The sequence below is a fragment of the Paenibacillus sp. EKM206P genome (genome assembly GCF_011066155.1).
In the GTDB taxonomy this organism is placed as follows: domain Bacteria; phylum Bacillota; class Bacilli; order Paenibacillales; family Paenibacillaceae; genus Paenibacillus; species Paenibacillus polymyxa_D.
Window position 1 is genome coordinate 543088 of the sequence record NZ_JAAMNQ010000003.1, and the last position, 23965, is coordinate 567052.

The window sequence follows — 23965 nt, forward strand, 5'->3', positions numbered from 1 at the left end:
TTCCTCAACTGTTCGGATGATTAGTACAGCTTCGTATCCAAAGTGTAGCCTTCAAGATTTTCTTTAACCCGTTGCAAGAATCGTCCACAGATCACTCCATCCAAAATACGATGATCCAGCGACAAGCACAAATTAGCCATTGAGCGAACTGCAATCATATCATCGATAACCACGGGTCTTTTGACAATGGATTCAAAGGTAAGAATTGCAGCCTGCGGATAGTTAATCACCGGATAAGATAAAATGGAACCAAAGGAGCCTGTGTTGTTTACAGTGAACGTTCCGCCTTGCATGTCGTCCAATTTGAGCGTGCCTTCCCGGGTTTTACGTGCCAAATCGTCAATTTCACGAGCTAATCCAGCAATATTTTTCTGATCCGCTTTTTTAATAACAGGGGTAAGAACGGAGTCCTCTGTACCCACGGCTAGCGAAATATTGATGTCTCTTTTGACGATAATTTTATCCACTGCCCAGACCGAATTCATAATCGGATATTCCTTGATTGCATTCACGACTGCTTTCATGAGGAAAGCCAGATACGTAATATTAATTCCTTCTTTTTGCTTAAATTCGTTTTTAATCTTGTTGCGGAGCATCACCAGATTGGTCACATCCACCTCAATCGTCGTCCATGCATGTGGAATTTCCGAAACGCTTTGTCGCATATTGCGAGCAATTGCACTGCGAATGGGTGTAACATCAATAAAATACTCGGATCTGTTATTGTTGCCACCCTCAACTTCGATCACAGGAGCTTTTGGAGCCTCCGTCAAATGAATCCCACTGTTACGAACCGGAATAGCAGGGTCCATATTTTGAATCGGTGTACTGTACTGAGGGGCAGACTGCTGTCTTCCTGCAAAAGGAGAGCCTTGTCCTGTTGCCGTCACAGTCGGCTGTCCAGATGCTCCAGTGGCAGCGGAACTGCCCCGCTGCACATAATTCAGCACGTCTTTGCGGGTAATTCGTCCCCCCATGCCCGTGCCTGGTACTTGGCTTAAGTCCACATTATGCTCAGCAGCCAGGGTTTGCACCGCTGGGGAAAACCGTCCTCTCATGGACTGATCCGATCCAACACTCTGCTGAGTTTGTGTTTGTACGGTGCTTTGAGATGCTGGTGCAACAGGTGTCGCCCCTGATGCCACTGCAGGTGCAGCCGACTTCGTCTGAATACGGCAAATTAACTCACCTACCGCTACTGTCTGACCTTCCTCTGCCAACAGATCACCCATAATGCCGTCCAATGTGGATGGAATTTCTGCATTCACTTTATCTGTAATAACCTCGCAAATCGGCTCGAATTGCTCTACCGTTTCCCCAGGTTGTTTGAGCCATTTGGCAATTGTCGCCGATACGAGCGATTCTGCCAATTGTGGCATGGTCACGTCGTTCCATTGTGTTTGGTCTGACATTTTTTCAACTCCTTAACATCATAGAAGGGCGCGTTTTACCGCTACCCCACTACACTTTTGGAATGCTTTCGTCCAATCTTCCCTATATTAATACATTGCAAGACGGCGCATGGCTTCCTTCACTTTATCCTTGTTTAACATATAAAACTTCTCCATCGGTGGGCTAATCGGCATGGCTGGCACATCAGGAGCACATAGGCGCTCAATCGGTGCATCCAGCTCGAACAGACATTCCTCATTAATAATAGCCGATACCTCGGCACCGATGCCGCCCGTTTTGTTGTCCTCATGCACGATTAATACCTTACCCGTATGTCGTGCAGCCTCAACAATGGCTTCGCGGTCCAGCGGTTGGAGTGTGCGCAAATCCACAACCTGTGCAGTAATGCCCTCTTCCTTCTCCAATTCCTCAGCAGCCTGCATGACAAAATGCAAAGGCTGGCTATAACCGATGACCGTAATATCGTCACCCTCACGTAATAGATTAGCCTTGCCAATCGGAACGATATAATCATCCTCAGGCACTTCACCCTTGATCAGCTTGTAGGATTTTTTATTTTCAAAAAATAGCACTGGATCAGGGTCACGAATGGCTGCTTTCAGCAATCCTTTTGCGTCATAAGGTGTAAATGGAGCAACAATTTTCAAACCCGGCGTACCAAAAAAGATAGATTCTGGACACTGAGAGTGATACAAACCGCCAAAGATCCCTCCACCGATTGGTGCGCGAATTACAACAGGACAGTTCCAATCGTTGTTAGAGCGGTAGCGGATTTTAGCTGCTTCACTAATAATCTGGTTCGTCGCCGGAAGCATGAAGTCCGAATATTGCATTTCAGCAATCGGCTTCATTCCGTACATGGCTGCACCAATCGCTACCCCGGCAATAGCCGACTCAGCCAATGGCGTATCCATGACACGTTGCTCACCGAATTGGTCCATCAGTCCCTTTGTCGTTGTAAAGACACCGCCCTTCACCCCAACATCCTCACCTAATACAAAAACTGTTTCATCCTGCTCCATCTCTTCTTTCATCGCAAGACGAATCGCATCAATATATTCCATAATCGCCATCGTTACAGGCCCTCCCCATCGCTATCTGCATACACATGCAGCAGCGTATCTTCGGGCTTTGGAAAAGGCGCATTATCTGCATATTCAATCGCTTCCTTGATTTCGAGCAGCAGCTCAGCCGACAGATCCGCATCCTTGGCCTCATCCCAAATGCCGCATTCAATCAAGTAGCTTTTCATACGGGCTACGCCATCCTTGGCCCAATTCTCATCCACTTCCTCCTTGGTTCGGTAAGCCAGATCATTATCCGAGGTGGAGTGAGGAGACAGACGGTACATCATGGCTTCGATCAACGTAGGACCTTCACCACGGACAGCACGTTCCCGTGCTTCTTTCACCGCCGCATATACGGCCAACGCATCATTACCATCGACTCGAATCCCTGGGAATCCATATCCCAATGCACGGTCGCTTACCTTGCCTGCCAACTGTTTATGAATCGGAACCGATATCGCATATTGATTGTTCTCGCACATAATGATGACTGGCAGCTTCTGTACACCAGCAAAGTTACAGCCCTCGTGAAAATCTCCCTGATTGCTGGAGCCTTCCCCAAACGTAACAAATGATACAAAATCCTTTTTCTGCATTTTGGCAGCCAAAGCTACACCCACTGCATGCGGAACCTGTGTCGTTACTGGGCTGGAGCCTGTCACAATACGTAGCCGTTTACTACCAAAATGACCTGGCATCTGGCGACCACCGCTATTGGGATCATCTGCCTTAGCAAATGCCGACAGCATCAGTTCGCGCGGCGTCATTCCTACCGCAAGCACGAATCCATAATCCCGATAATAGGGAAGAAAATAGTCCTTTTCCCGGTCAAGGCCGAAAGCTGCACCTACTTGTGCCGCCTCCTGTCCAATGCCAGAAACGTGGAAATTAATTTTCCCTGCCCGTTGCAGGAGCATGTTGCGCTCGTCAAATCTTCTTGCGAGCAACATATATCTGTACATATCAATAACTTGTCCGTGAGTAAGTCCCAGCTGCTCATGTCTGAAGCCAGCGTCTACAGCGCCTTTAGAACTCATTGAGGCACCTCCTTAAGTGTCAAACATCCTACTTCCAGTACCTAGTACCATCTTGTCTTAAAACCTGGTACTAAACTCTGGCTAACCCCATTATAATCCTTTTCTGCCCAAAAAGAAAAGCACCGATTTATTTGAAAGGTCTATATGCCAATCGCCTGTCCATCAACGGCCAACATCGCTTCTCCCAAAATCTCCGACAACGTCGGATGCGGGTGAATAAGCTGTCCGACTTCCCACGGCGTAGCATCCAGCAGTTGCGCAAGAGCGGCCTCGCTGATCAGATCCGTCACATGCGTACCGATCATATGTACACCGAGAATATCATGGGTCTTCTCGTCGGCCACTACTTTGACGAAGCCGTCCCGACTGCCGTATACTAGCGATTTTCCGATAGCTTGAAAAGGAAATTTCCCTGTCTTCACCTGATGTCCACGCTCACGGGCTTCTTGCTCCGTTAAGCCGACACTCGCGGCTTCAGGCCGTGTATAAATACACCGCGGAATCAGATGGTTAGGTACACTGTGAAACTCTTCGCCCGCCAGATGATGAACCGCCTGCAAACCTTCATGGCTTGCCGCATGCGCCAGTTGTAAGCCGCCGATACAATCTCCAATGGCGTAAATATGTGGTTCATTCGTCTGCAAATGCTCATTAACCGAGATAAAGCCATGCTCTACGCGGATATCCGTATTTTCCAGCCCGATATTTTCCACATTGGCCTGACGCCCTACAGAAATGAGCAATTTGGAAGCGCTGAGGGTTTCGGTTTCTTCCCCTTTTTGCACGTCAATCTGTACACCTTCCTCATCTTTGCCGTATGTTTTAGCCAGCACTTGTGAACCCGTCAGCACCTTGACACCACGCTTGGTTAACAAGCGCTGCATTTCACGCGAAACGTCTTCGTCTTCCGTGGGGATGAGCCGATTCGCGGCTTCAACCACCGTAACCTCTACGCCAAAATCATTTAGCATGGAAGCCCACTCCACGCCAATCACACCACCGCCCACGATAATCAGGGATGCGGGTAGCTCCTCCATCGATAACGCTTCGTCACTACTCAGAATAAATTCGCCATCTGGCTCTAGCCCGGACAGCACACGCGGGCGTGATCCCGTTGCAATAATGAGATGTGCAGGAACAATCGTCTCCATCTCGCCATCTTCTAATTCCACAGCAACTGCCCCGCTTTTTGGAGAAAATATAGACGGCCCAATCACGCGTCCCTTACCGCTCAGCACCGTAATTTTATTTTTACGCATCAAAAATTGAACGCCCTGATGCAGCTGCTCCACAACGGCTTCCTTACGCTCCTGAACCTTGGGAAATACAAGCTGTGCTCCCGATGTCTCAATACCGTATTGTGCACTTTCCTTAATTGTCGCATATACTTCCGCACTGCGTAGCAAGGCCTTACTCGGAATGCAACCACGGTGCAGACAGGTTCCGCCAAGCTTGTCCTTTTCGATGATAACCACTTCTTTGCCAAGCTGGGCGGCACGAATAGCTGCTACATACCCCCCGGTTCCTCCACCCAAAATAGCGACATCACAATGTATAGTCATGTTTCTCCTCCATTAACAATTGATTATATATAGCTTATTGTACTCTCTTTATTTCACTGTACAAAATATAGCGTTTAGGCATAGGCTACAAAAAAGTTAACCATTTAATCCAGATCTCTTTCCATATCATTCATACAGCGCATCTCGTAATTTGGTAGACATCCTTGAACTTTGTGCTGATTTGGCTCGCAGCGCCTTGCGAAATGATTCATTTTGCTTGCGCAGAAAGTTCAGCTCTGTCTCCAGCTCAGTGATGAGTTCTATAGCTTGCGGGCTGATCAGTCCTTGCTCCAGTAATGCTCCTTTTTTGGCACTATAATCCGTATTTTTTTCGTCCATGCCTTTCACTCTTCCCTTCATTCCACTACGCTTCACCATATCATGCCCGCGGCGGCAGAGCAATGACGACCACATTTACGTTTTAGGAATGGACATACAAAAACATGTCGAAAATCAATATATTTTCTCTAGTCTGTATACGGCTGGTTATGGTAATCTATAATGGCGTTTTCTTTCGGAGAAGAAGATTAACAGTGTTATGTACATGTTAGAGAGAGGGGAATTCGCTTTGCCTACAGGACGAATTACGATTATTACAGGCCCCATGTTCAGTGAAAAATCCGGCGAATTGATTCGCCGCTGTCAAAAACTAATCCAATACGGGCATCGTAAAGTGGTCGCTTACAAACCCGCTGAAGATAATCGTTATGCCGAGGACGAAATAGTAAGCCGGATCGGATATCGGCTGCCCGCTATCTCTATCCCCAGAAAACTCACAGATGAGCTCGTTCAGCGTATTTTGCAAGAAACACAAGATGCCGACGTGGTTGCCTTTGACGAAGTCCAGTTTTTCAGTCGTCATATTATGTCGCTCGTACAAGAGCTAGCTTATTGCGGCAAGCATGTCATTGCCGATGGGCTGAATCTGGATTACCGAGGCAAGGAATTCGGCTATGTCGGTGGTCTGCTCGCCATGGCGGATGACATCGAGAAGCTGACTTCCTTTTGCGCTGTATGTGGCAGCTCGGAAGCAGTATTTACGCAACGTATGGTAAATGGTAAACCTTCCACTGTGGGACCTATTGTGATGATCGGCGACTCTGAGGCTTATGAGCCTCGTTGTCGAAATTGCTTTATACCTCCTCATAAAGTGAACTGCGATTAGTAGACAGATAGATCGACAAACTGCAATATGCCTACGTGAGTACCAGTGACTTTTTTCTTGCATTTTTTTGGAACGATTCGAATCATTCCCCCGTATATCCGGTTAAGCTGTACAAGTTTTTAGTCTTCGTTTGTATATCATGACCATGAGATTATATGGGGGGAAGGAATAATGAGTTTCTTTAACAAAATCTTAGCAAGCGCAGGAATCGGTTCAGCTAAAGTCGATACGCTGGTGGATCAAGCCGTATATGTGCCTGGGGAAGAACTTAGTGGCGTCATGCGCATCAAAGGCGGCAAAATTGATCAGGAAATCGGCAAAATTGACATCGAGCTCAAGACTGAATATATCGTGGAGCACGATGATAAAAAAACTACCACCACCTGCTGCATTGCACGAATTAAGGTATCTGACGGCTTTCATCTAGAGCAAGGACAAGAGCTTGAAATTCCTTTTTCCTTCAGATTGCCGTTGGAAACTCCTGTTACTCACGCCAAACAGCCCGTCTGGCTGGAAACAGCATTAGATATTGGCATGGCTTTGGACCCGACCGATCGTGATTCACTCAAAATTGAGCCACATCCCTATATGAATACAGTGTTTGAGGCGGTTCACCTGTTGGGTTTCCGATTCCGCTCCTCCTCATGCGAACGTCACCCCAAGCTTGGACGCAGTGTTCCATTCGTGCAGGAGTTTGAATTTACGCCCGGCTCGGAATATGCACGGGATATCGAGGAACTAGAGTTGGTTATGCAGTTGGAACCCGAGGGTGTGCATGTGCTTGTAGAAGTAGACCGCAGGGGCAGAGGGTTGTCTGGTTGGCTGGAGAGTGCCTTTGATATGGATGAGCGTCATGCCTGGTTGAGCTTAAGCCGGGAAGAGCTATCCTATGGACCAGATCACATAGCAGATGCGCTTGAGGAATTAATTGACAGGCAACTTAGATAACAATGTAGAACATAGGCAAAAAACTCCTAACCAATTACTACATGGGTTGGGAGTTTTTATTAGTTTAAGAATTCTCTTAATGATGGTCCTCAACAGTCTGTATAGACTAAAGTGGCAACATATCTTGTCTTTCCGCCTTATGCTTACACTCTTTGCAGACCCCATACAGCGATCCATTGTCATCCGCATAGAAGGTTAATTTCTCTTCTTTTTTACAAAAGGAACATTTTTGCTTGCCAGTGCCCTGGATTGAGTCAGACAGTCCAAATCCAGTTTGGGCCTGAATACCTGCTGCTTTTGTATTCACGCGTGAACCGGAAGACCCTTTAGACTTAGATTCATTTCCAGTTCGGGATTGTCGAGCAGACTTACGAGGACGAAATTCAACGACATTACTGCCCCGCTGTTCATTCACTTGTTTGTTGCTGCTGCGATTACGCCTTGCTTTAACAATCCAACCCAATGCCACCAACAACACGCCGAAGAACACCCAAGTCAGACTATTCCACATGCTCTCATCCCCGCCTTTGCTTTAGAATCAATTGGGTTAATACCACTAGCCCGTTCAATGCGATGACTTAGCCTATAGTTTTATTCATTAAAATATACCCGTGTGTACAGCCTCTGTGCTGTTCATCCAATGCCTACCCACATAAAAACCGTACCCTCTAATGCAACATTGACTCGCCTCTTAGCAAGAAATTGAGCATGTTAGGTAAATCATCTTCTCCTGAGGAGTACATTGACCGTTTTACAAATTGTACATCATCCTTTTAAAAAACGATAATATCTACTCTAGGGAAATCGTTCTCCTTATCAAAATGCTTATCTACTGCTCAATGGTGAGAACAAGAACAAAAATGCCTCAGATGGCTACATTACTCCCCTTGATAATAAAAATCAATGAATCTTTTCGTCAACGGATTAAACTTATCAAAGCGTTTGCGATGCGGTAAAAAACCTGACTTATGTACTTGTTCTGCTAGTGTTTCTACATGTTCAAATCGCTTGAAAAAAGGCAACGCGAAAGTGTAGATATCTTCAATAATCTCTTGGATCACGCGCTCTCTTTCTGCTTCTGTGGACACAAGGTAATCCCTGTTTCCCGTATATTTCTTAGTCAGAGCAATCAACTCACTCTGAAAACAAGCCCCCGTACTATACTTCTTTTTTATTTTTTTGGATTCCACGATAATATAAACTTTTAATGCACCATATTTAGTCGCACCAAAATAAATTTCAAATATAAATTCCTTGGTGTCTTTTTTCAAAACTTTTCTGCTTTTCAGATACTTAAAATCATTCAAAAATGGTGTGGCTATGATTTTATCTATCGCTAACTGACGTAGGTCACTTGCTTTAAGTTCAGTCTTATTGTCCATGATGTCACTCCAACCCAAAGAATTTCCCACCATTATATCATATCGTTCCAATTACAGGCTCTTCTTATCTCCACTCTTTAATTGCAATGTATTAATAAAAAACAGAAAAAAGCCGCTCACAATAGAGCAGCTATTCCTCTGAGACATAAAAAGCAGTATATGAATTATACTTTGAATTTACCAATTTGTCCTTGCAGATCTTCTGCCATTTTGGACAGGTTTCTTGCAGAGGAAGCAATTTCCTCCATCGATGCCAGTTGTTCTTGAGTCGCAGCAGACACGTGCTGTGTCCCGGCTGCAGCCTCTTCAGCAATTGCTGAAATTTGTCTGACAAAACCAACAATCTCATCAGTACTTGCAGACATTTGTTCTGATCCGGCAGAAACCTCTTCAATTTCACTGGCCACTTTATTTACGGTTTCCTGAATGAGTTCAAAGGATGCGCCTGCATTTTGTACAACTTCACGACCTGTCATGACATCCTTCCCGTTGGACGCTACCGCCTCAATAGCATGGGTAGTATCCTTTTGAATCAATCCCACAAGCTCCGTAATTTGTTGAGCAGAATGAGCCGATTGTTCAGCCAACTTGCGAACTTCGCCTGCAACTACAGCAAATCCGCGACCATGTTCTCCTGCACGTGCCGCTTCAATCGCAGCATTCAAGGCAAGAAGGTTGGTCTGACTAGAAATATTGGTGATAACATCAATGATCTTGCCAATTTCGTCTGAGCGCTCTCCCAATCCAGCCATGAGATCTGCCAATCCATTCATAGAATCATTCACGGCATTCATCTGCGTAACTGCCTGCTGAATCATCTGGTTACCTTCAGCCGATTTATGGGCCGCATCTTGCGCAGATGCGAATACATTTTGCGCGCGGATGGCGATTTGTTCAACACCGATAGACATTTCCTCAATAGCTTGCGACGATTTCGTCACCATATCTACCTGGTCTCCTGTTCCAGTAGCTACTTCTTGCACCGTTTCGGTTATTTGTGCAGAAGCTTGGCTATTTTGCTCTGCGCTGGCCGTCAATTCTTCTGAGGAAGTGGTTACCAGCTCAGTCGTCTTACTCACAGATTGAATCAGTTCACGAAGGTTCTCAACCATGACATTAAAGGAATGTGCCAACGTACTGATCTCATCCTTGCCCTTCACAATGATAGCTTCACTTGTAAGATCACCCGATGCGATACTTTCAGCAGCACGACTGATTCGCAAGATGGGTTTAGTAATAATTTGGGCGATGATGATTGCCATAATCAGTGCCAATACAATGGCTGCAATGCTCAATATGACGACCATTTGTCTACCTGAAATATAGTTGTCAACAGCTTCTTTTGTAGTCTGTTTTGATCCATCTGCATTCAGCTTAATAAGCTGAAGGATCATATCGTTTGCATTAGACCATAGCGCATAGGATTCTTTGTGCAGAATGCTGGATTGAACATAATCGTTCGCCTTCCCTGCTGCAATCACCCCAGGCAACTTATTCAGATACTCTGTATATTTTTTGGAGAAGTCCTCATACATTTCACGTTCTTTAGGGGTGGCAATTAATTTTTCATATGTTTTCAGTTCGCTATCCATCTTTTTCAAAACATTATCGTACTCCGCCTGAACCTTCTCTACTTCTGCCGGATCGCGTTCTACAATAATATTCAAGGAAAGCCGTTCTACATCAGATATATCGCCATTTAGCATTCCAAGGATAGTCACACTGGGCATCCAGTGGCTATCGATTGCCATCGAAGTGTCACCTAATTTTTTCATTCTGGAGATAGATGTTGTACTAATGACAATCAATAATATTATTACCGCAAGAAAACCCAATATCAATTTTGTTCGAATGTTAAATTTCATATATTCGCTCCTCAGTTCTCTTTATATTAGATACTATATCGACAAGAAACGACACATAGTTTATATCAAAATTAAAGAGAATTTCAGAACTGTCTACAAAAGGAAAATTTTTCTTTGTGATGGTTAGCGGAACTAATTCAGGTTTATATTATATACCTCTTGTAGAGTATTATGTTTTATAATTCCCAACAATTGTACCGTCATATATAGCAAGAGAGATGCTGCAAATCTTTATTCACTTATTGCATCAAACTTCTAAGTTTTAAAAAAAGATACCCAAAACGGGTATCTCTTTATGTTTTACTTCCTAGCAATCACCATAAATCGTTCTGAATTTGTCCTTATTCCTATTTCGGTTTGGTTTTCCAAAATAAATTGTTGGAGTATTTGAAAATCAATTTCTTTTTCTCCGAAGTTAGGAACTATTGGAGTGTATTTCAAGAGAAATATTAAGTCTGCAGGAGTCTGATAATATTCGGTTGCATTGAATTCAAATGACTGTATGTCGTTAAAGCCCGCATCACTTAATTCCGTAATATATTTAGCTTTTAACGAGTCTTTCTTAGCACCCCATGCCTGTCCTCTTCCAAACGCTTCTTTAATATTTAATTTGTCGTTTTCGCTTACTTGCTGTGTCAGGAACATACCACCCTTTACTAACACCTTTTCTATTTCTTTTGCATAAAAACATGAGTGTCGAGAAGAGATTACATTAAAGAAGTTCTCAGGAAAATTTAGATTTTCAGCACCCATCTGGAGAAAACGAACATTTGCTATGTCTGATTCAGCAGAATTCTTGGTTGCTGTTTCAATCATTCCGGTGGAATAGTCAACCCCAACTAGAAGTAATGCAGAATCTGCTATTGATAAAATGGCTTCCCCGCCGCCAGTACCGATGTCAAGCAATATGTCCGACTTCTTGCATGTCTTCGCTACTTCATTGTAGAAGTCCCATTTTACGCCTTTGGAGATACATTTCACGTTACTGAAATCCCATCCGTTGATTTTTCCAATCTTATCATAAAACTCTTTATACTCTATTGAATTCATTTACTTTTCACCTTCCAAATAAGGATAAAAGCTACGGGCTAGCAGACCGATATTCAAAATTTTAGTTTGTTTAGTCAAAAGGATAGACTCCCCCCTTGACGGCTGGTACGCGTTTTTTCCAACCCGGAAACTAAATACTTCGAACAGTACGGAAAGACATCCGATTCACCTCATTTGAAAGATTGTTTTAATTATAAAAAATACCGCTCCTTTACTGGTGTCTGGAAGAACCAATAAAAAGGCGGTATTAGTTGTCCACTATTCAGAAGTATATCGGTATCGGGACGGCTGTTGTGGAGATTCGTAGCCGTCCGTACAATTATCATTGATAAACGTCAAAACCCAAGAATTCCTTGCTTCATCAATCATTCTGGCCCTTTCAGGACACCTTGTTCTCAATTCTCAGCTTATCTGCCACCATCGCTATGAACTCTGAATTGGTTGGTTTGGACTTACTGATATTAATGGTGTAACCGAACAGGTGTGAAATGCTGTCGATATTTCCGCGGGTCCATGCTACCTCGATAGCATGACGAATGGCGCGTTCTACGCGAGATGCCGTCGTTTTGAACTTTTCGGCAATTGCCGGATATAATGTTTTGGTGATGGCTCCTAAAATTTCGATATTATTGTACACCATCGTAATGGCTTCACGTAAATATTGATAGCCCTTGATGTGAGCTGGTACACCAATTTCATGTATGATGGCCGTGATACTGGCATCCAGGTTTTTCGTCTTACCCATAGGTACAACGTTGGACCGCATGGATGAAATGGTCACTGGACTGCTGCTAACTAACTGCGGTCCCACCAATTGGCGAACACGGTTAGCCAGCACTTCCATGTCAAACGGCTTCAAAATATAATAAGATGCCCCGAGCTGTACGGCCCTCTGTGTAATATTTTCTTGACCGAATGCAGTCAGCATAATGATTTTCGGCTGTGGAGTCAGGTTCATTTCTCTCAAACGCTCCAATACACCCAGACCATCCAGATGAGGCATAATAATATCCAAAATAAGTACATCAGGTATGTTGCGGGATTCTGCGATGCGTTGGAGCACTTCTTCGCCGTTATAGGCGATTCCTGTAACTTCCATATCCTCCTGATCGGAAATATATTCAGCAAGCAAATTCGTAAATTCCCGGTTGTCATCAGCCAACAATACCTCAATTTTTTGCAATGTACTTCCTCCTCATTGAGTGATATTCCATTGTGATATCTGTTTACAGTATATAAATATTTCTTGTCGGAGTATATGATTTCGACATCGAATTATGAATTCCTTCTGTCGAAAATTATTTTTATTTATTTTTTTTATAGTTTCTATTATAATTGATTCTTTATCTTGCAATTATGAGCTATTCCCCTGCTTTTCGACAAAAAAATCTTAAGGCCACTAGCTCGCCTTAAGATTAGAAGATGATTTTAAGCTTACGTTATTCTGCATGATTCCTGCATCGCGCAGCATCCATTCGATAAAACAACCGTAACCTGATTTAGGATCATTCACAAATACATGTGTTACAGCCCCGATAAGCTTACCATTTTGGATGATCGGACTACCGCTCATTCCTTGCACGATTCCCCCGGTCTTATCCAACAGCTTTGGATCTACAATACGAATCACAAGTCCTTTGGTTGCCGGTTTGTCCTGCTGAGAAATGTGTACAATTTCCGCCTGAAACCGCTGAATTTGTTGACCTTCCAGTACAGTCAAAATTTCTGCAGGTCCTTCCTTTACTTCATTCGCAAGAGCCACCGGAATAGGAGTCGAATACAATCCATATTGCGGCTCATCTGACATTTTCCCAAAGATTCCGAAATTCGTATTTCGTTCAATATTTCCTAATACCCGATGATCTTTGAGAAAATGAGCGCGTTTTTCTCCTGGTTCCCCACTTTGGCTTTTCGCAATTGATGTCACATTGGACTGCACAATCTCTCCGCTTCCCACGACAATAGGGGTTTGGGTATTCATATCGGTAATTACGTGGCCCAAGGCCCCGTATACACCTTGGTCTGGTGCGTAAAACGTTAATGTACCTACACCTGCAGCCGAGTCCCTAATATACAACCCAAGCCGCCATGCTTTATCATCCTGATCATATGCTGGTGTTAACTTGGTGGAAATGGTCTGCTCACCTCGACAAAGCGTAATGTCGAGCGCCTTTTTATTCTTACCTGCTTCGTCTACTACTTCAGCAACCCTTGCCAGGCTATTGAGTGGTTTGCCGTTCATGTGTGTAATCCGATCCCCTAGGCGAATCCCCGCTGTTTCACCAGGTGATACCTTACGATCATTACTTTCCTGAATGATATGGTGACCGACGACAAGCACTCCTGAAGATTTTACTTTAACCCCAATCGTCTGCCCTCCCGGGTATACTTTTAAATCGGGAATTACACTTTCTTGGGTTGTCCTCACGCTTTTAGAACCGAACAAATCCAAAGAAGCTTGTGGAGGCAGCGCTGCTTGCACATGCTGAGCGTTACCGATAGAACACATAAGAAAAACAAGCAAAAGACCGAGCAATTTGATCCTGGAGTAAAAATTCAATGGCTGTCACGCTCCCTTTGCTTCTTTCGCTTGACGAGTAAAGGTGGTCGCCAATTGCGTACCTATAAGGTAACCTTGCCCCCAGGCTTTTATAACTGTTAAACATTACGCCGGCCGCTCTTTTCAGGCTTTCTTTCCTTCCGCCAAATTCAGCATTTCCTGTGCGTGATGCAATGTTTTTTCGGTAATTTCCACACCGCCCAGCATCCGTGCCAATTCTTTGACACGCCCGTCCTCCGTAAGTCCCTCAATTTGAGTCATGGTCCGTCCGTCATGAACATTTTTCTCAATAAGGTACTGATGATCTGCCATACATGCCACCTGTGGCAAATGAGTAATGGAGAACACCTGACAAACGGAAGATAAGCGATATAGCTTCTCGGCAATGGATTGAGCTGCACGTCCACTCACCCCAGTATCCACCTCGTCAAAAATGAGTACTGGAATTTGATCATGACGCGCAAAAATACTTTTCATCGCCAACATGATACGTGATAGCTCACCGCCTGAAGCGATCTTACCAAGTGGACGTAATGGCTCACCTGGATTAGGGGAAATAAGAAATTCAGCATTATCAATGCCCTGCTTGGTAGGTCTCACCTTTAGACCTTTGTACTCATATCCGCGTGGATCTTCAATTGGATCAATGCGCACCTTGAGTGACGTTCTTTCCATCTGTAGGTCTTTTAACTCCTGCTCCACTTGCTCTGCAAGCTCTTCAGCGCAAATTTCACGTGCTTCTGTAAGCTCTTCCGAAATCTCAAGCAAATCGGACAGCAACTCGTCCCGTTTTGCAATGAGTTGCTCCAGCCGCTCATCTTTATTTTCCAGCAGATCGGTTTCCTGCTCAATACGGCTATAGTATTCCAAAATCTGCTCTATACTATCACCATATTTTCGCTGTAATCCGGTAATTTGATTCAAACGTTGTTCCACTTCATGCAGCTTGCCTGGATTAAATTCAATATCCTCACGATAAGAACGTAATTGGAATGCTGCGTCCTCCAACTGGTAAAAAGCAGACTGAATCTGCTCTGCAATGGGCTGAAGGCTTTTGCTGTCATAGTTTTGGACATCGTTCAATCTGGACAACACGTTATTGATCGTATCCAGTCCACCTCTGCCGCTTAAGAGTTCGTATGCTCCTGATATCCCATCCATCATTTTCTCACTATGGGATAGCTTGACCCGTTCTTCTGCCAATAATTCATCTTCTCCCAATTTCAACTCCGCCGCAGCGATCTCTTCTAGTTGAAATCGGTACATATCCAAAAGCTGATAAGCCTTTTGACTGGAGCTTTGCAGTTCTCTTACTTCTTTTTCCGCTTTGACAAAAGCATTGTAACGCTCCCGATAAAGCGTTTTGACCGGACCGATCACCGAATCACCGAACGTATCCAGCAGCGCCAGATGGCGATCTGCACGTAGCAGGCTTTGATGCTCATGCTGCCCGTGTATATTGACGAGTTGTTCACCTACCTCACGCAGCATCGTTAAATTAACCATCTGGCCGTTAATTCGAGAAGAGCTTTTTCCCTGAACCGTAAGTTCACGACGAATTAGCAAATGCTCCTCCGCATTAGCCTTAATCCCTTGTTCCTCAAGTGTATTCCAAACGGGATGTTTTACTGGCAGTTCAAACAAGGCTTCCATCTCTGCTTTATCACAACCGTAACGTACTAAATCAGCAGAGCCCCTACCGCCTGCAATTAGCCCAAGCGCATCGATAATAATGGATTTACCAGCACCTGTTTCCCCGCTCAACACATGAAACCCTTTATAAAAATGAACATCGACGGCCTCTACGACCGCCAAATTCCGTATAGACAAAGTGACCAGCATCGTTCTTTCACCTCTATGATGTACAAATTAAAACGCCTAATATGCGTAGCCATTATAATTAGGAAATGTAGCCCATAAGACGATTCACGATAGCTTCGCTGTTTTCTTCCGATCGGCAAATAATCAAAATGGTGTCATCTCCGCTAATCGTACCCATAATTTCGGACCATTCAATATTGTCCAATAAAGCAGCAATCGAGTTGGCTGTTCCCGGCAGACACTTCATCACAATCAGATTGGTTGTGTAGTCAATATGCAAAAAGTTATCAACCAACGTACGTTTCAGTTTCTGGGCTGGATTGTAGCGCTGATCTGAAGGCATCGAATATTTATATCTGCCATCGTCCATTGGGACCTTGATGAGCAGTAGCTCCTTGATATCACGCGATACGGTCGCCTGCGTGACCTGAAAACCAGCCTTACGCAATGCTTCAACCAGATCATCCTGCGTCTCAATCTCATGTTGTGAAATAATTTCCCTAATTTTAATATGTCGTTGACCCTTCATATAATCCTCCTATGGATTAACCTTCATATTCCTCTTCTTCGAGGTCTTCCACTAATGTAATAAGGCGAATATTTCGCTCGTCCGTATCAACGTACAATACACCCGCGCAACCCGGATAGAGCAATAAATACGGCATGAGCCTGTCCCTTAAATCAGGACCACTCCACTCCATTGGTTTCTTGCGGCGTGACGTTTTGACCATATATGTCGAACCGTTTCGTACAGCCACGTAGTCTATAAACAAACGGCTATACACGGTATGTCCATTCACTTTAAAAGCAAGCGGTATTTTCATCTTCCCGCCCACTACTTCATATCCTTCTTCTTCGAGTAGGTCTGTGGCAAGTCCTTCGTCCAAGTCCTCGTTAATCGGTATCGTCTTTAGCACAAGCGGCTCTGGCTCCTTCAACCAGGCACGTAGGCTATACAAAGCCCATATTCCTAATATCACCCCGATCACAGCGATGATAACCGTATCATATCTTGTGTCCATGGACCGATCACCTCATGGACATATTCTAGGACAAGATGTAAAATCCCTTTTCCTTTGTACATCTCATTATAGGCGAACGTGAGTTCTATAATCAATCCCTCACACCAAAAAGAGGTTCCCTTAAGTTCACAGAACTCATGGAGAACCCCTGAATGTTACTTACGCGATGGACCATTATTAAAAGTCTGACCTGCTTCCTGAACGGTACGTTCAATCAGTGGTCTGAAATCCATCTTCTCCAACTGCGATTCTGCAGCAGGAAACCCATCCAAACGCCAATGCGCTAAAAATTCAATATTGCCTTCTCCACCTGTAATAGGCGAATAAGCCAAACCTTGCAGCGTAAGTCCAAGCTCATGTGCAAACATCAGAATGGTCTGCAACACTTCTTTATGCGTAGCAGGATCACGGACCACACCGGATTTTCCGACCTTTTCGCGTCCAGCTTCGAATTGCGGCTTGATTAGAGCTACAATATCAGCAGGTTGATGCAACAAGGCAAGCAACGGGGGCAAAATAATACGTAATGAAATAAAGGAAACGTCAATACTAGCAAAATTCGGCACGGAACCATTCAAATCCGCGGGTGTCATATATCTGAAATTCGTTTTCTCCATTACGCATACTCGTTCATCATTACGAAGCGACCAATCCAGCTGGTTATAACCCACATCAATGGCGTATACGTATTCAGCTCCATGCTGAAGCGCACAATCCGTAAAACCTCCAGTGGACGAGCCAATATCCAGCATTGTCCTGCCCTTCATATCCAGCTCAAATTGACGGATGGCCTTCTCCAGCTTCAATCCTCCACGGCTTACATACGGATGCACCGAACCCTTAACTTTAAGCTCGCTGGCGCGTGGTACCTTCATCCCCGCCTTCTCGATCCGTTCGCTGTCCGCCAGCACTAGCCCAGCCATAATCGCAGCTTTAGCTTTTTCACGGCTTTCAAAAAAGCCTTGTTCTACAAGTAATACATCAATGCGTTCCTTCGGAACAGACATGTTAATCTCCCTTTAGGCAGCCAGGCTGCTCTTGTCATACTTTTTATAAACGTCATGGTCTTCACTTCAAGTTACCCTATACAGATTGTCCCATGCCATATGCTGGCTCAGCAGCCCATTTACGCAACTTTAAGCATACATCTTCAATGGTGAGACCTACTTCAGCACGCTGCTCTTTGATGGAGCCATGCTCCACGAACAGATCGGGAATCCCCATTAGGCGCACCTGTGCCTCTTGTATTTCGGCTTTAGCGTAAAATTCCAGTACAGCGCTACCCAAGCTTCCTGCTTCAGAAGCTTCTTCCAATACGATCAGCTTCGTATGCTGACGAGCCAGCTCACGCAACATATCCTCGTCCAAAGGTTTCAGGAAACGAGCATTCACGACGCCCACTTGCAAACCTTCCCGTTTCATCGCCTCCGCAGCCTCTGTCGCCACCTGGAGCATCGGTCCTGATGCAATTACAGCAAAGCCCTCACCCTTACGCAGGAGCTCCCAACTGCCGATGGGAATAGCCTGTAATTCTTTATCCAACGGCACGCCAACCACATTAACACGTGGGTAACGATAAGCAATTGGACCATCTTCATAGTCGAGCGCTGTTTTCATCATATGACGTAGCTCGTTCTCATCCTTTGGCATCATAAGCACAAGATTGGGGATATGACGTAAGAATGCCACATCAAACACGCCATGATGAGTTTCCCCGTCAGCCCCCACAAAACCTGCACGGTCAATCGCGAACATCACATTCGCATTATGACGACAGATATCATGCACAATTTGGTCATAAGCACGCTGCATAAAAGTGGAATACACCGCAAACACCGGCTTCATCCCTTCCATTGCCAACGCAGCACACATGGTAGCTGCATGCTGTTCAGCAATACCGACGTCAATCATACGGCTAGGAAACTCTTTACTAAACGGTACCAGTCCTGATCCACCAGGCATAGCAGGTGTGACCGCAACGATGCGCTCATCCTGCTCAGCCAACTCAATCAGCGTTCGGCCGAAAATTTCCGTATACATCGGATTACCCACAGCTTTGAGTACCTGGCCCGATTCAATTTTGTAGGGACTGATTCCATGCCATTTGTGTGAATCTGCTTCCGCAGGTTTATAGCCCTTGCCCTTGGTGGTTACGACATGCACCAATACAGGGCCAGTGACATTATCAGCCTGCTGGAAGGTTTCGATTAGCTTCGGCAAATCATGTCCGTCCACTGGACCGAGATACGTAAGTCCCAGCTCTTCAAACAGTACACCAGGCACCATCATATATTTAAGACTGTCCTTGACACGGCCAGCCGATTTGGCAAGTTTACCGCCGATCGCGGGTATTTTTTTCAGCAAAACTTCCAGCTCATCTTTTGCCCGCAAATAATGGCGGTCCGAGCGGATTTTACTCAAATAATTATGCATGGCACCTACATTAGGTGCTATGGACATTTCGTTGTCATTCAGAATGACCATTAAATTTTTGCGCTCATGTCCGATATGATTCAACGCTTCGAAGGCCATCCCCCCAGTCAGCGCGCCGTCTCCGATCATTGCAATGACTTTATTGTCCTCGCCCTTCAAATCTCGAGCCAAAGCCATTCCCATTGCGGCCGACAGAGAAGTGCTGCTATGACCGGCTTCCCAAACATCATGCTCGCTCTCACTTCTTTTTACAAAACCACAAAGTCCATCACGCTGACGAAGTGTATCAAAACGGTCCATTCGCCCTGTCAATATTTTGTGTACGTAGGCTTGGTGCCCAACGTCATAAATCATCTTGTCCTTCGGACTGTTATAGCAATAATGCAGGGCGATCGTGAGCTCAACCACTCCCAGATTCGATGCCAGATGCCCCCCAGTCACGGACAGCTTCTCAATCAAAAAGCTCCTGATTTCCTCGGCTAGAGAAGCCAACTCCTCAACCGACAGTGATTTCAGATCGCCTGGTTGCTTTATGTGTGGAAGCAGCACGCATATCTCCCCGCTTTCCTTCAAGTTTGTGAGTAAAGTTAACAAGTATTATATCACACTTTTTGACTGTGCTTAAACGCAGACAAGTCAAAACAGCTCTAACGCAACTAATGATCACGCTTCATCAGGTAATCGGCTATCTCCAGCAAACGAGAAGAATCGGGAATACCACTCTCTATTATCACTCTTTTAGCAGATGCGGTGAGTTCCTCTACCTGCTGCAAAGATGCGTCCATACCAATGAAATACGGATAGGTGACCTTCTCTTGTTCAACATCACTTTGCGTTTTCTTACCCATTTTACTCTCATCGCCTATGAGGTCCAGTATATCGTCCTGTATCTGAAAAGCCAGCCCCAAGTCTCGTCCAAAGCGGCGAAGCGCCTCTAATTGACCCTTGTCCGCCCCACCAATCCGTCCACCTGCCAAGAGCGAGAAAATAATCAAATCAGCAGTTTTATGAAGATGGATATATTCCAGTTCCTCGATCCCCGTCATTCCTTGCTCGCCTGACATATCGGCGACCTGTCCGCCTACCATGCCCCGCGCGCCACTCATTTCGGACAAATCCTCAACTATGGACAATAGCGAATCAGACGAAACACCGTGACGCCGTCCTGCTTGCACAATACTGTAAAAGGCATGGGTCAACAAAGCATCACCCGCAAGGACGGCAACCGCCTCGCCGTATACCTTATGATTCGTCAGCTTACCTCGCCGATAGTCATCATCATCCATGGCTGGCAAGTCGTCATGAATGAGGGAGTACGTATGTACCATTTCTACCGCACATGCCACTGGCAGCGCAGCTTCCCTGCTTCCACCGAATGCTTCAGCAGCAGCGATCACAAGCAGAGGCCGCAGCCGTTTTCCGCCTGCGGTGAGTGAATAATTCATGGATTCTCGAAGAACATCGGGAATGTCCCAATCGGCCGGGAATTGCTCGGTCAGTGCGGACGAAACCGCATCCGTCGTCCCGGTCAAATATTCCTTGAACGACGGTCTATTCAAGTCCTTCACCGCCGTTTTCATCCAGTCCCCCACCAAAAGGCTTCTTGCGCAAATCTCCATCCTCTTCCACGATCATTTCAATTTTACGTTCAACCTGCTCCAGCTTCTGACTGCAAAGTTGAGACAACTTCATCCCCCGCTGGAACAAATCAATGGCTTGCTCCAGAGGAACGTCTCCATGCTCCAGTTGTCCGACAATTTCTTCAAGAGCAGCCATAGCCGCTTCAAAATTCAATTCCGTTTCATTCGCCACCGTGCTTCGCGTCCTCCTTCATTCCCCATACTTGGCAGTCCAACTGCCCATCACTCACTTTAATCTTGATGGAATCTCCCGGCTGTACGTCTTTGAGCGACTTAATCAGCCGTTTTTCCTGCTCATCGTATACCAAGCTATAGCCTCGGGCCATGACTTTGAGTGGGCTCAGCGCATCCAGTTGACGAATTCCCGTGTGCAACTGCTGCCGTCCCGTTTTCGTAATAGCACGCATCGCAGACTCCAGCTGACGTTGCGCCATATCCGTCTGCTTGCGTGCTGAACGAATTTGTTCACGCGGATTAAACCGTTCTAGTACCTGACGCATACGTGCGTTCTTTTCTGCGTTCAAACGAGAACGGTTACGCGCTGCGCGGATTAGACGCTGATGCAGCATGTCCATTCGCTCTGCATGCTGTAGCATATAGCGGCGTGGGTGCAGCAGGACTGGTGAACGCTGAAGCCTCGCCAAGCGTACACGGCTGGTTTCCAGCCGCTGCCGGAGGGCGTTACGCAACCGTTGCTCCCGCTGGAGCAGCTGATCCCGTAGCTCTGCCTGATTAGGCACGGCCAACTCGGCTGCTGCGGTTGGCGTTGCCGCACGTAAGTCAGCCACAAAATCGGCAATGGTAAAATCCGTTTCGTGTCCAACTGCCGAAATAACCGGAATGACCGATGCGTAAATGGCGCGCGCAACCGCTTCCTCATTAAACGCCCACAGTTCTTCCAACGAGCCACCTCCCCGTCCGACAATCATCACCTGAACCTCTTGCATACGATTCATAGTTTCAATTGCCTTGACGATCGAGGGGGCGGCACCTTTTCCTTGTACAAGCACAGGATACAACACAATTCCAGCCTGCGGGTATCGCCGTTGAAGTGTCGTAATAATATCACGCACAGCCGCTCCAGTCGGTGACGTAATCACGCCAATGGTTACTGGATGGGCAGGGAGGTTACGCTTACGAGCAGTATCAAACAGTCCCTCTGCATCCAGCTTTTGCTTGAGCTGCTCGTAAGCTAAATAAAGGCTTCCTATACCATCAGGCTGCATTTGAGTCGCATAAAACTGATATTGTCCATCTCGTTCGTACACGGATACGTTTCCCCGGGCAATAACACGCGTACCTTCTTTCGGTACGAAAGGGAGCCGCTGATTATGGGTTGCAAACATAATCGAACGTATGCGGCTCCCCTCATCCTTGAGCGTAAAGTACATGTGACCACTTGAATGATGCGTAAAATTAGAAATTTCCCCGCGTATCCATACATCAGACAGCACCTGATCCGACTCCAATTTCATCCGGATATAACGATTCAGGTCCTTTATAGAGTAAATACGTTGTTCAGCCACAGGCAGCTGTCCTTATGCCAAACCGTGCGACCGCTTGGCCGCTACGAGCGTATTTTGCATCAGCATCGTAATTGTCATCGGCCCTACTCCGCCGGGAACAGGCGTAATCGGACCAGACACTTGCTTCACGCTCTCAAAATCAACGTCCCCCGCCAGCTTTCCGTTTTCCAGACGGTTCATCCCTACATCTATCACTACCGCTCCGGGCTTCACGAACGAAGCATCAATAAAGTTGGCTTTGCCGATCGCAACGACTAAGATATCTGCTTGTCGACTTAGGTCCGCAATATTCGCTGTACGGGAGTGGCACATCGTAACCGTAGCATTTTCACGCTGCAACAATAAAGACACTGGCTTGCCCACGATATTACTGCGACCAATAACTACCGCATGTTTACCGGCTATCTCCACTCCAGCACGCTTAATTAACTCAATGACTCCAGCAGGAGTACAAGGCAATAGACTATCGTCACCGATGACCAAATTCCCTACGTTCACCGGATGGAATCCATCCACATCCTTCTCCACTGCAATCGCGTCAATGACAGCTTTTTCATGAATATGCTTTGGCAACGGCAGTTGCACCAAAATTCCATGGATGGTACTTTGATGGTTCAGCTTGTTTACCAGTTCCAGTAATGCTTCCTGCGAAGTATCTGCTGCCAACCGATGAACCTCGGAGTAATAGCCGAGATCATGGCATGCCTTTTCCTTGTTTTTAACATACACTTGCGAAGCGGGATCTTCGCCTACCAATACAACAGCCAGTCCGGGTTGAAAGCTGTGCTCTTTCAGACGAATGACCTCTTGCTGAATGCTTGCGCGAATATCCTGAGAGATTTGTTTACCATCAATGATCGGTGCTGACATGTTTTACCACTCTCCAACCTGATTCAGTAGTCTCTACTTAAAAACGTGCTTTCAATTGCTCCAGTTCTTGTATCACTCGTCCCAGTACACCATTAACAAATTTACCGGATTCCTCGGTACCAAAGTGCTTCGACAACTCAATCGCTTCATTAACAGCTACCTTGGCTGGAACATCCTCACGGAAAATCATCTCATATGCCGCAAGCCTTAAAATTTGACGATCTACACGTGAAAGTCTGCTGATCTGCCAGCCTTTAAGATAATCCACCAGCAGCCCATCAATGGCTTCCTTGTGCTCCCACGTACCCCGCACATGCTCCAAGACATACGCTCTTAACACTGCTGCATTTTTAACGACAACTTCCGCTTCGTTTTCCTCAGCGGCTTCCTGAAGCAACATGTCCACGGCTGCTGCCGCATCCACTTCATTCATTTCCATATGGTACATACTCTGTACCGCTAATTCCCTCGCCAGACGTCTTTTCATGCCCTGCCTCCTACGCTTGCCTATATCTATTTTTCATTCTAACCAATTTCCACAAAAAAACCTGTGAACGCATCCTCCAAAACGTTGGGCGCAAAGAAGCTACAGCTCTATTTTGGA

General features: G+C 45.7%; 23 protein-coding genes. 2 read left to right on the top strand and 21 right to left on the bottom strand.

Annotation, left to right across the window (positions count from 1 at the left end):
- Positions 1 to 20: 20 nt before the first annotated feature.
- The 5 genes from G9G53_RS09280 to G9G53_RS09300 all read right to left on the bottom strand — a co-directional run bounded on the left by G9G53_RS09280 (position 21) and on the right by G9G53_RS09300 (position 5439).
- Positions 21 to 1412: a dihydrolipoamide acetyltransferase family protein gene (locus G9G53_RS09280; protein ID WP_029517283.1), complete on the bottom strand. Its 1392-nt coding sequence runs from the start codon at positions 1410 to 1412 to the stop codon at positions 21 to 23.
- An 87-nt stretch (positions 1413 to 1499) separates the two neighbouring features.
- Positions 1500 to 2486: an alpha-ketoacid dehydrogenase subunit beta gene (locus G9G53_RS09285; protein ID WP_029517282.1), complete on the bottom strand. Its 987-nt coding sequence runs from the start codon at positions 2484 to 2486 to the stop codon at positions 1500 to 1502.
- Between the two features lie 2 nt (positions 2487 to 2488).
- Positions 2489 to 3517 (bottom strand): thiamine pyrophosphate-dependent dehydrogenase E1 component subunit alpha, encoded by a 1029-nt coding sequence (locus tag G9G53_RS09290; protein ID WP_029517281.1) that lies wholly within the window; start codon positions 3515 to 3517, stop codon positions 2489 to 2491.
- 140 nt (positions 3518 to 3657) lie between these two features.
- Positions 3658 to 5079 (bottom strand): dihydrolipoyl dehydrogenase, encoded by a 1422-nt coding sequence (gene lpdA, locus G9G53_RS09295; RefSeq protein ID WP_165147042.1) that lies wholly within the window; start codon positions 5077 to 5079, stop codon positions 3658 to 3660.
- 126 nt (positions 5080 to 5205) lie between these two features.
- Positions 5206 to 5439 (bottom strand): hypothetical protein, encoded by a 234-nt coding sequence (locus tag G9G53_RS09300; protein ID WP_165147045.1) that lies wholly within the window; start codon positions 5437 to 5439, stop codon positions 5206 to 5208.
- Between the two features lie 208 nt (positions 5440 to 5647).
- Here G9G53_RS09300 and G9G53_RS09305 point away from each other — a divergent pair, with 208 nt between their 5' ends.
- Entirely contained in the window at positions 5648 to 6244 is a 597-nt protein-coding gene (locus G9G53_RS09305; RefSeq protein WP_029517279.1) for a thymidine kinase, read from the top strand.
- A gap of 171 nt (positions 6245 to 6415) precedes the next feature.
- A complete protein-coding gene (locus G9G53_RS09310) occupies positions 6416 to 7192 on the top strand; it encodes a sporulation protein (RefSeq protein ID WP_029517278.1) in 777 nt (258 codons plus the stop codon).
- Positions 7193 to 7298: 106 nt separating this feature from the next.
- Here the strand turns inward: G9G53_RS09310 and G9G53_RS09315 are convergent, their stop codons facing one another.
- The 16 genes from G9G53_RS09315 to nusB all read right to left on the bottom strand — a co-directional run bounded on the left by G9G53_RS09315 (position 7299) and on the right by nusB (position 23848).
- Positions 7299 to 7703, bottom strand: a complete 405-nt coding sequence (locus G9G53_RS09315) for a hypothetical protein (protein ID WP_069012721.1) — start codon at positions 7701 to 7703, stop codon at positions 7299 to 7301.
- A 367-nt stretch (positions 7704 to 8070) separates the two neighbouring features.
- Positions 8071 to 8574 (bottom strand): hypothetical protein, encoded by a 504-nt coding sequence (locus tag G9G53_RS09320; RefSeq protein ID WP_029517276.1) that lies wholly within the window; start codon positions 8572 to 8574, stop codon positions 8071 to 8073.
- A 164-nt stretch (positions 8575 to 8738) separates the two neighbouring features.
- The gene (locus G9G53_RS09325; protein WP_165147048.1) at positions 8739 to 10439 is read right to left on the bottom strand and encodes a methyl-accepting chemotaxis protein; all 1701 of its coding nucleotides are present in this window, start codon (positions 10437 to 10439) and stop codon (positions 8739 to 8741) included.
- A 300-nt stretch (positions 10440 to 10739) separates the two neighbouring features.
- Positions 10740 to 11489: a class I SAM-dependent methyltransferase gene (locus G9G53_RS09330; protein WP_165147051.1), complete on the bottom strand. Its 750-nt coding sequence runs from the start codon at positions 11487 to 11489 to the stop codon at positions 10740 to 10742.
- A gap of 379 nt (positions 11490 to 11868) precedes the next feature.
- A complete protein-coding gene (spo0A, locus tag G9G53_RS09335) occupies positions 11869 to 12672 on the bottom strand; it encodes a sporulation transcription factor Spo0A (RefSeq protein WP_023989239.1) in 804 nt (267 codons plus the stop codon).
- 216 nt (positions 12673 to 12888) lie between these two features.
- Positions 12889 to 14049 (bottom strand): SpoIVB peptidase, encoded by a 1161-nt coding sequence (spoIVB, locus tag G9G53_RS09340; RefSeq protein ID WP_069012724.1) that lies wholly within the window; start codon positions 14047 to 14049, stop codon positions 12889 to 12891.
- A gap of 123 nt (positions 14050 to 14172) precedes the next feature.
- Entirely contained in the window at positions 14173 to 15891 is a 1719-nt protein-coding gene (recN, locus tag G9G53_RS09345) for a DNA repair protein RecN (RefSeq protein WP_029517269.1), read from the bottom strand.
- A gap of 58 nt (positions 15892 to 15949) precedes the next feature.
- Complete coding sequence (ahrC, locus tag G9G53_RS09350; protein WP_013310809.1) at positions 15950 to 16399, bottom strand: transcriptional regulator AhrC/ArgR; 450 nt, start codon at positions 16397 to 16399, stop codon at positions 15950 to 15952.
- A 16-nt stretch (positions 16400 to 16415) separates the two neighbouring features.
- Complete coding sequence (locus tag G9G53_RS09355) at positions 16416 to 16892, bottom strand: hypothetical protein (protein ID WP_165147054.1); 477 nt, start codon at positions 16890 to 16892, stop codon at positions 16416 to 16418.
- 155 nt (positions 16893 to 17047) lie between these two features.
- Entirely contained in the window at positions 17048 to 17899 is an 852-nt protein-coding gene (locus tag G9G53_RS09360) for a TlyA family RNA methyltransferase (protein WP_029517267.1), read from the bottom strand.
- A 76-nt stretch (positions 17900 to 17975) separates the two neighbouring features.
- The gene (gene dxs, locus G9G53_RS09365) at positions 17976 to 19874 is read right to left on the bottom strand and encodes a 1-deoxy-D-xylulose-5-phosphate synthase (RefSeq protein ID WP_029517266.1); all 1899 of its coding nucleotides are present in this window, start codon (positions 19872 to 19874) and stop codon (positions 17976 to 17978) included.
- Between the two features lie 107 nt (positions 19875 to 19981).
- Complete coding sequence (locus G9G53_RS09370; RefSeq protein WP_069012726.1) at positions 19982 to 20905, bottom strand: polyprenyl synthetase family protein; 924 nt, start codon at positions 20903 to 20905, stop codon at positions 19982 to 19984.
- On the bottom strand, positions 20877 to 21137 hold the full coding sequence (xseB, locus tag G9G53_RS09375; RefSeq protein ID WP_013310814.1) for an exodeoxyribonuclease VII small subunit: 261 nt from the start codon (positions 21135 to 21137) through the stop codon (positions 20877 to 20879). The genes G9G53_RS09370 and xseB overlap by 29 nt, the downstream gene beginning before the upstream one ends.
- Positions 21127 to 22491, bottom strand: a complete 1365-nt coding sequence (xseA, locus tag G9G53_RS09380) for an exodeoxyribonuclease VII large subunit (RefSeq protein WP_165147057.1) — start codon at positions 22489 to 22491, stop codon at positions 21127 to 21129. The genes xseB and xseA overlap by 11 nt, the downstream gene beginning before the upstream one ends.
- A 12-nt stretch (positions 22492 to 22503) precedes the next feature.
- On the bottom strand, positions 22504 to 23361 hold the full coding sequence (gene folD / locus G9G53_RS09385) for a bifunctional methylenetetrahydrofolate dehydrogenase/methenyltetrahydrofolate cyclohydrolase FolD (protein ID WP_029517261.1): 858 nt from the start codon (positions 23359 to 23361) through the stop codon (positions 22504 to 22506).
- Positions 23362 to 23398: 37 nt separating this feature from the next.
- A complete protein-coding gene (gene nusB / locus G9G53_RS09390; RefSeq protein ID WP_013310817.1) occupies positions 23399 to 23848 on the bottom strand; it encodes a transcription antitermination factor NusB in 450 nt (149 codons plus the stop codon).
- Positions 23849 to 23965: the final 117 nt, after the last annotated feature.

What these genes read in the sequence shown, in the direction of transcription:
- G9G53_RS09280 (WP_029517283.1), bottom strand. Translation starts at nt 1,412, where the DNA reads ATGTCAGACCAAACACAATGGAACGACGTGACCATGCCACAATTGGCA.
- G9G53_RS09285 (WP_029517282.1), bottom strand. Translation starts at nt 2,486, where the DNA reads ATGGCGATTATGGAATATATTGATGCGATTCGTCTTGCGATGAAAGAA.
- G9G53_RS09290 (WP_029517281.1), bottom strand. Translation starts at nt 3,517, where the DNA reads ATGAGTTCTAAAGGCGCTGTAGACGCTGGCTTCAGACATGAGCAGCTG.
- lpdA (WP_165147042.1), bottom strand. Translation starts at nt 5,079, where the DNA reads ATGACTATACATTGTGATGTCGCTATTTTGGGTGGAGGAACCGGGGGG.
- G9G53_RS09300 (WP_165147045.1), bottom strand. Translation starts at nt 5,439, where the DNA reads ATGAAGGGAAGAGTGAAAGGCATGGACGAAAAAAATACGGATTATAGT.
- G9G53_RS09310 (WP_029517278.1), top strand. Translation starts at nt 6,416, where the DNA reads ATGAGTTTCTTTAACAAAATCTTAGCAAGCGCAGGAATCGGTTCAGCT.
- G9G53_RS09315 (WP_069012721.1), bottom strand. Translation starts at nt 7,703, where the DNA reads ATGTGGAATAGTCTGACTTGGGTGTTCTTCGGCGTGTTGTTGGTGGCA.
- G9G53_RS09320 (WP_029517276.1), bottom strand. Translation starts at nt 8,574, where the DNA reads ATGGACAATAAGACTGAACTTAAAGCAAGTGACCTACGTCAGTTAGCG.
- G9G53_RS09325 (WP_165147048.1), bottom strand. Translation starts at nt 10,439, where the DNA reads ATGAAATTTAACATTCGAACAAAATTGATATTGGGTTTTCTTGCGGTA.
- G9G53_RS09330 (WP_165147051.1), bottom strand. Translation starts at nt 11,489, where the DNA reads ATGAATTCAATAGAGTATAAAGAGTTTTATGATAAGATTGGAAAAATC.
- recN (WP_029517269.1), bottom strand. Translation starts at nt 15,891, where the DNA reads ATGCTGGTCACTTTGTCTATACGGAATTTGGCGGTCGTAGAGGCCGTC.
- ahrC (WP_013310809.1), bottom strand. Translation starts at nt 16,399, where the DNA reads ATGAAGGGTCAACGACATATTAAAATTAGGGAAATTATTTCACAACAT.
- G9G53_RS09355 (WP_165147054.1), bottom strand. Translation starts at nt 16,892, where the DNA reads ATGGACACAAGATATGATACGGTTATCATCGCTGTGATCGGGGTGATA.
- G9G53_RS09360 (WP_029517267.1), bottom strand. Translation starts at nt 17,899, where the DNA reads ATGTCTGTTCCGAAGGAACGCATTGATGTATTACTTGTAGAACAAGGC.
- G9G53_RS09370 (WP_069012726.1), bottom strand. Translation starts at nt 20,905, where the DNA reads ATGAAAACGGCGGTGAAGGACTTGAATAGACCGTCGTTCAAGGAATAT.
- folD (WP_029517261.1), bottom strand. Translation starts at nt 23,361, where the DNA reads ATGTCAGCACCGATCATTGATGGTAAACAAATCTCTCAGGATATTCGC.
- nusB (WP_013310817.1), bottom strand. Translation starts at nt 23,848, where the DNA reads ATGAAAAGACGTCTGGCGAGGGAATTAGCGGTACAGAGTATGTACCAT.